This window comes from Mongoliibacter sp. (assembly GCF_007692705.1).
In the GTDB taxonomy this organism is placed as follows: Bacteria; Bacteroidota; Bacteroidia; order Cytophagales; family Cyclobacteriaceae; genus Mongoliibacter.
Genome location: NZ_REBN01000210.1, coordinates 1 through 6,680, shown reverse-complemented (window position 1 = coordinate 6,680; position 6,680 = coordinate 1). Strand labels below are relative to the sequence as shown.

The window sequence follows — 6,680 nt, the reverse complement described above, 5'->3', positions numbered from 1 at the left end:
ACATTGGTATCATAGGCTTTTGGCCGGACTAGAAGCTCTTCGTTATGGTCCAGAATGACATAATAAGGCTGTGCATTGTTATTGAATCTTGTAATCTGAAAATCTGCATTTTGCTTGCCTATGGTCTTCTTGACCTTTCCGTCATATTCGGAAGTGTACCATTCCGACTCTGGCAATTCAAGACGCTCGTCGATGTACAGTGCCACCATCACAAAGTCCTCATTAAGCCTTTGCAATACAGGAGTTTCGGACCATACGCGTGCTTCCATTTCCCTGCAATTGACACAGCCGTGACCCGTAAAATCAATAAACAAAGGCTTCCCTGCTCTTTTTGCTGCAGCTAATGCCTGATCATAATCAAAGTAGCCCTGAATCCCATGTGGGAAATGAAGGAAATCCGCATACTTAGGAATATCATCCAATTGACTTTCTGAACCAACCGCTACCCCCCTATTTTCAGTAATGTTAAAATCGTGTGTTGCCATAGGTGGCAAGTAACCGGAAAGAGCCTTAAGCGGTGCTCCCCAAAGTCCTGGAATCAGGTAAACTACAAAAACAAAAGTTGTAATGGCCAACATCAACCTTGGCACCCCGATGTAATCCATAGGGGAATCGTGCTTGGTCCGGATTTTCCCCAAAAGATAAAACCCTAGCAAAGCAAATATCACAATCCAAATGGCAATGTAAATGTCCCTATCCAATAATCCCCAATGATAAACTTGGTCGGCTACTGAAAGGAATTTGAATGCCAATGCCAATTCCAGAAAACCAAGAACTACTTTTACAGAGTTCAACCAGCCACCTGATTTTGGAAGTGAATTCAACCATTCCGGGAAGATTGCAAAGAGGGTGAAAGGAATAGCAAAAGCCAAAGAGAAGGCAAACATCCCCGCAATAGGCATGAGGAAATCACCTCCAGCGGCTTTAATCAAAATAGACCCCACTATAGGACCCGTACATGAAAAAGAGACCAAAACCAAAGTAAAAGCCATAAAGAAAATTCCAGTAAGCCCACCCTTATCTGCCTTAGCATCTATTTTATTCACAAATCCACTAGGAAGTGTAAGTTCGAACATCCCCAAAAAGGCAAATGCAAAGAAAATAAAGACCAGAAAGAAAAAGATATTGGGGAGCCAGTGTGTTGATAACCAATTGGCAAATTCAGGTCCCTGAATGGCTGCCACTGCGGTTCCCGCAATGGTATAAATGGCAATAATAGATAACCCATAAATGGCCGCATTTCGGATTCCAGAGATTCGTGACTTAGACCTCCCCGTAAAAAAGGTCACTGTCATCGGAATCATAGGAAATACACATGGTGTTAAAAGAGCAGCCAAACCGGCCAAAAATGCCACGAGCATAAACCCCATGAGACCTGCTTGATCTTCCTCATCTTCTAAATTGATGAAGGATCTTTCCTCTATTTGATCTTCGATTTTATCCTGCGGGGTCTGAGTTTCTTCCTCCAATTCCTCATTAATCGGAAGTCCTTCAGTTTGATCATCCTGAGTTGATGCTGTTCCGCTTGCCCTGGCAGTTAATTGAAAATCCTCATCAAACGGAATACATTGTCCAGTGACATCTGTACACATTTGATAACCCAAAAACCCTTCTAGTGAAATGTTGTTTCCTGTGATTTTTATCCTTTGTTCAAAAGTACCAGTTCCTTCAAAATAGGTAACCTCTCCCTCCCATATTTCATCAAACTTAGACTTGGGATTAACAGCCTTCAACTCCCCCACCAATTCAAAGCCTGTAGACTTATCCACATTCAATTCCGTTAACATAGGCCCAAGATCCGGATCAAAATCATTGCTGTAGATATACCAGTCTTTGGGTATCTGCGCTTTAAAAACAATCTTGGTTTCATCTCCTATTTTTAGGTCCTTGCTCTCAAAGTCAATATCCCAATTTGGGGGAGCGATAAGCTGGGCAAAAGCCAATGAATTGATCAGCAATAGGAAAGTTAAAACCAAAGAAGACTTAATGTATGTTGACATTTCGGGCGGATTTGTATTCTCAGGATTTATAATGAAGAAATCAGCGGTTTAGTTCACCGGAATCGGGGTGTTTAAGGATAAATCTCCGGAAACAATTACTTGATTTCCGGAGATTGACTTTATTTAAGTCTATTTTGTGACTTCTTCCTTGAATCTCTTGAAGAAAGCTGCAATGGTCTCTATGCCCATAAAATAATTTTTTACGCCATAATGCTCATTTGGAGAATGCAGGGCATCTGTATCTAATCCAAACCCCAATAGAATAGGATCTAATCCAAGTTCTTGCTGGAAAAGGGAGCATATAGGGATTGAACCACCTTCACGTGTAGGGATTGCACTTTTTCCGAAAACATCCTGTACTGCCAAATCAGCTGCCCTATATCCGGGCGTATCTGTAGAGACTACAGCAGGTGCTCCTCCATGATGCGGGATAACCTTTACTTTTACTGATTTTGGAGCGATTGACTTGAAGTGCGACTCAAATAATTTGGCGATTTCTTTATGGTCCTGATCCGGAACCAGTCTCATGGAAATTTTGGCATAAGCCTTAGAAGGAAGTACTGTTTTGGCTCCCTCGCCTGTATATCCTCCCCAGATACCATTTACATCAAGTGTTGGACGTATGCCTACCCTCTCAATGGTAGAATAACCTGCTTCGCCATGCACATCGTCTATATCAAGTTCCTTTTTATATGCTTCCAAGTCAAATGGTGCTTCATTCAGGGCTTGTCTATATTCTTTGGAGTAAGTTTCCACCTTGTCATAAAAGCCTGGAATGGTAATGTGGTTGTTCTCATCTTGCAGAGAGGCAATCATTTTGCAAAGAATATTGATAGGATTACCCACTGCTCCACCATAAGTACCGGAATGAAGGTCTCTATTTGGCCCTGTAACTTCTACCTGCATATAGGCCAGTCCTCTTAAACCAACAGTAACTGAAGGGTCTTTGAGTGAAATCATATGGGTATCAGAAACCAAGACCACATCAGCTTTCAACTTTTCCTTGTTTTCTTTTACAAAAATATCCAGGTTTTCGGAGCCCACTTCTTCCTCTCCTTCAATCATAAATTTGATATTACAGGGCAAGGCATCATTAGACATCATCGCTTCAAATGCCTTGACATGCATGTAAAACTGCCCCTTATCATCCGCAGAACCTCTTGCAAAAATGGCCCCATCAGGATGTCTTTCCGTCTTTTTGATCACTGGCTCAAAAGGAGGAGAATCCCAAAGCTCATATGGATCCGCAGGCTGCACATCATAATGTCCATATACCAATACAGTCGGAAGATTTGGGTCTACTATTTTTTCTCCATAAACAATAGGATATCCTGCCGTCTGACAAACTTCTACCTCATCTGCACCTGCTTTTTGAAGGCTTTCTTTGACAAATTCAGCTGCTTTGAATACATCCTCTTTGAATTTGGGATCTGCACTGACTGAAGGAATTCTCAAAAGTTCCAAAAGCTCTTCCAGAAATCTGTCTTTATTGGAGGCTATATATTTTTCTACTGACATAAAATAATTGGATTAGGTATTAAATTCAAAGTTGCATAAAAGCTTCCAGCCAAGTGTTCGCAGGATTTATGCTTTGATATGGCCTCAAAATTACGCTATAATTAAAGAATTGCCTATTTTACCCTTAATTTTCGACAAGAAATAGAGAAAGATACAGATGAAAGCCATACTATGTAAAGAATTTGGAGGACCCGAAAAACTTGAATTTTCTGAAGCAGCAGATCCTGTTGCCGGAGAAAAAGAAGTATTGATCAAGGTGGCAGCCTGCGCGGTCAATTTTCCAGATGTACTCATCATTCAAAATAAATATCAGTTCAAACCGGAATTACCATTTTCTCCAGGAGGAGAAGTGTCTGGAATAGTGGAGAAAGTAGGTTCTGGGGTAAAACACCTGAAAGAAGGGCAAAAGGTTTTGGCACTATGCGGGTGGGGAGGCTTTGCAGAAAAAGTAAAAGTAGAAGCTGACCGTGTTTTTCCTATTCCAGCACAAATGGACTTTATCACCGCTTCTTCTACCTTGTACACCTTTGGTACTTCCTATCACGCACTAAAAAATCGTGCGCAATTGAAAAAAGGGGAAACTCTCTTGGTTTTGGGTGCTTCGGGAGGAGTGGGCTTGGCCGCAGTGGAATTGGGAAAAGTAATGGGTGCTACAGTAATTGCTGCTGCATCTACAGCAGAAAAGCTTTCTTTTTGTAAGGAAAAAGGTGCTGATTTTACAATCAATTACGAAACAGAGGACCTTAAGGAAAGGGTAAAATCACTTACAGATGGCAAAGGAGTGGACGTCATTCTTGATGTTGTAGGAGACAAATATGCAGAACCTGCCCTGAGAAGTATGGCTTGGAAAGGGCGCTATTTGGTGGTTGGCTTTGCAGCAGGTGATATACCCAAGCTGCCCTTCAACCTCGCTTTACTTAAAGGTTGTGCAGTAATGGGCGTTTTTTGGGGGAGGTTTTCTTCAGAAGAACCCAAAGAAAGCCAGCAAAACCTTATGGAACTGGTGGGCATGATCCAGTCAGGTAAAATTCAACAGCACATTTATAAAACCTATCCTCTGAAAGAAGCCCCTCAAGCTTTGCAAGAGATGATGGATAGAAAAGTGGTAGGGAAGGCTGTGGTGAATGTCAGTATTGAATTATTAGCAGAAGACCAAAACCGATCCGAAGACAAAAAAGCCACAAAAGAAATGAAAGGCGATATGGAGAAATCCGAATCACCTGTCAAAAGCATACGAAGTATTGAGGATCTCAAAAAACTTGAAGGAAGTTCTTTGGGTAAAAGCTCATGGTTGAAAGTCAGTCAGGATTTAATTCAGAAATTCGCAGAAACTACCCAGGACTTACAATGGATTCATATAGATACCGAAAAAGCGAAAACATTATTGCCTGGGGGTAAAAATCTCGCTCATGGATACCTAACACTATCTCTTATTCCCAAACTGATGTATGAACTGCTGCCATTGGACCAAGTAGAAATGGCGCTGAACTATGGCACAGATAAAGTACGCTTTCCCGCTCCTTTATATTCTGGTGATCAAGTTCAACTTAAAGCATCTGTTCAAAAAGTAGAAACGAATGCAGATGGTTCTGCTAAAATCTTTTTGTTGGCGGAGATGTATTCAGCACACTCGGACAAACCAGTGTGCGTGGCTGAGATGATCAGCCTGGTTAGAATGTGATTTTTAAAAATATTTCATCCTTTTTGACTTGATTCATTAAGCTTACAGTTTTAGCTAATTGGGCAAATATTAGATAATTAGAGGATTTTATTGCCAAAATCAAGGTAAATATACCCTGTAGACGGTATTTTTTGTTTGATCGTTGCCAATTACCTTTACCAAGTAATCAAGGTCTAACCACCCATGGGCCCTACTCTAATACCACAACCATGTATACTACAATTATAATTGACGATGAACCCCATGCACAGGATGCTTTGGAAATGCTTCTCACCAAGTATTTTGGAGGAAATTTTGAGGTAGTAAAAAAATGTTCTTCTGTGGATGAAGCCGTCCCTTTTTTACAGGATGAAGAGCCTGATTTGATTTTTCTGGATATCCAAATGCCCCGGCAATCTGGCTTTGCACTTTTAGAACTATTCGAAAACAGGACTTTTGATGTCATCTTTACCACGGCCCATAAGGATTACGCTATTGAGGCTTTCAAACACAATGCATTTGACTATTTACTGAAACCAATAGACATTCAGGAATTTCAAAAAACCATTGTAAGGTATTGTAATTTCAAAGAGGAGGAAGGTAGTTTGGTTTCGAAAAGTAGAAGACTGGAAATTTCAGCCTTTTCTACCAATGGTGGGTTGGAATTTATTCAACATGACAATATCATTTATTGCATGGCAGATAAGAACTACACAAAAGTATTTATCACCGATGCTGTAGAGCCCTTGTTTGTATCCAAATCACTGAGTTATATTGGAGGTAAACTTTCCAGAGAAAAGTTTGTCAGGATACATCAATCCTTTTTGGTCAGCATTACCAAGATCAAAAGATTTAACCGAAACTCTGGAACCTTGGAAATGATCAATGGACACGAAATTCCAGTTTCAACCCGTAAAAAAAGCGAAATACAGAAGTTTGCGTAGTCTTTTTGTCTTTTTGCTATTTTGTTCACATTTAGTTTGTGCACAACAATACCCTTCTAAACATTATACAACTGTAGAGGGACTGCCTAATAATGCTGTACGCGCTCTTTTTGTGGATTCCAGGGGAATACTTTGGATAGGCACAGAGAACGGGCTGGCAAAAATGGAAAATGGCGTCTTAGTTTCATTTTTCACCTCTGACGGATTGGCATTCGATAATTGCTGGGCAATAGCAGAAGACCACTTGGGTCAAATGTGGTTTGGTAGCTATGGAGGTGGCGTTACCCTATTTGACGGGAAGCAATTTCAAGTATTTGACCAATCTGATGGATTGATTGACAACCATATTCGTCACCTGTACCCTTATAAAGATAAGATATTGGTAGGAACAGAAAATGGTATTTCCATCATCGATGTGAAAGACAGAGAAATTGAATCCCTGCCACAAACCAAGAGAGATCCTGCCTTGAATTACACTTCAGGTTTTTTCCAGCATAATAATATCCTTTATTACACCACCTATCGTCAGGGTGTTTATGAAATTATTTTTGAATCGGG

At 40.6% G+C, this 6,680-nt stretch carries 5 protein-coding genes; 3 read left to right on the top strand and 2 right to left on the bottom strand.

Annotated elements, in window-relative coordinates; translation table 11 throughout:
• The coding region (locus EA341_RS14945) for a cytochrome c biogenesis protein CcdA (RefSeq protein ID WP_293015960.1) at positions 1-2,000 on the bottom strand (2,000 nt) is incomplete at its 3' end.
• A 129-nt stretch (positions 2,001-2,129) separates the two neighbouring features.
• Entirely contained in the window at positions 2,130-3,518 is a 1,389-nt protein-coding gene (locus tag EA341_RS14940) for a dipeptidase (protein WP_293015959.1), read from the bottom strand.
• 157 nt (positions 3,519-3,675) lie between these two features.
• On the opposite strand from EA341_RS14940, the gene EA341_RS19015 reads away from it, so the two are divergent.
• The 3 genes from EA341_RS19015 to EA341_RS14920 all read left to right on the top strand — a co-directional run.
• Positions 3,676-5,199, top strand: coding sequence for a zinc-binding dehydrogenase (locus EA341_RS19015; protein ID WP_367127602.1), 1,524 nt, complete (start codon positions 3,676-3,678; stop codon positions 5,197-5,199).
• A 209-nt stretch (positions 5,200-5,408) separates the two neighbouring features.
• Positions 5,409-6,122, top strand: coding sequence for a response regulator (locus EA341_RS14925; RefSeq protein ID WP_293015958.1), 714 nt, complete (start codon positions 5,409-5,411; stop codon positions 6,120-6,122).
• A partial coding sequence (locus EA341_RS14920; protein ID WP_293015956.1) for a two-component regulator propeller domain-containing protein occupies positions 6,115-6,680 on the top strand: 566 nt, incomplete at its 3' end. The genes EA341_RS14925 and EA341_RS14920, both read left to right, overlap by 8 nt.

Coding starts and splice junctions, on each gene's coding strand:
- EA341_RS14940 (WP_293015959.1), bottom strand. CDS start 3,518: ATGTCAGTAGAAAAATATATAGCCTCCAATAAAGACAGATTTCTGGAA.
- EA341_RS14925 (WP_293015958.1), top strand. CDS start 5,409: ATGTATACTACAATTATAATTGACGATGAACCCCATGCACAGGATGCT.
- EA341_RS19015 (WP_367127602.1), top strand. CDS start 3,676: ATGAAAGCCATACTATGTAAAGAATTTGGAGGACCCGAAAAACTTGAA.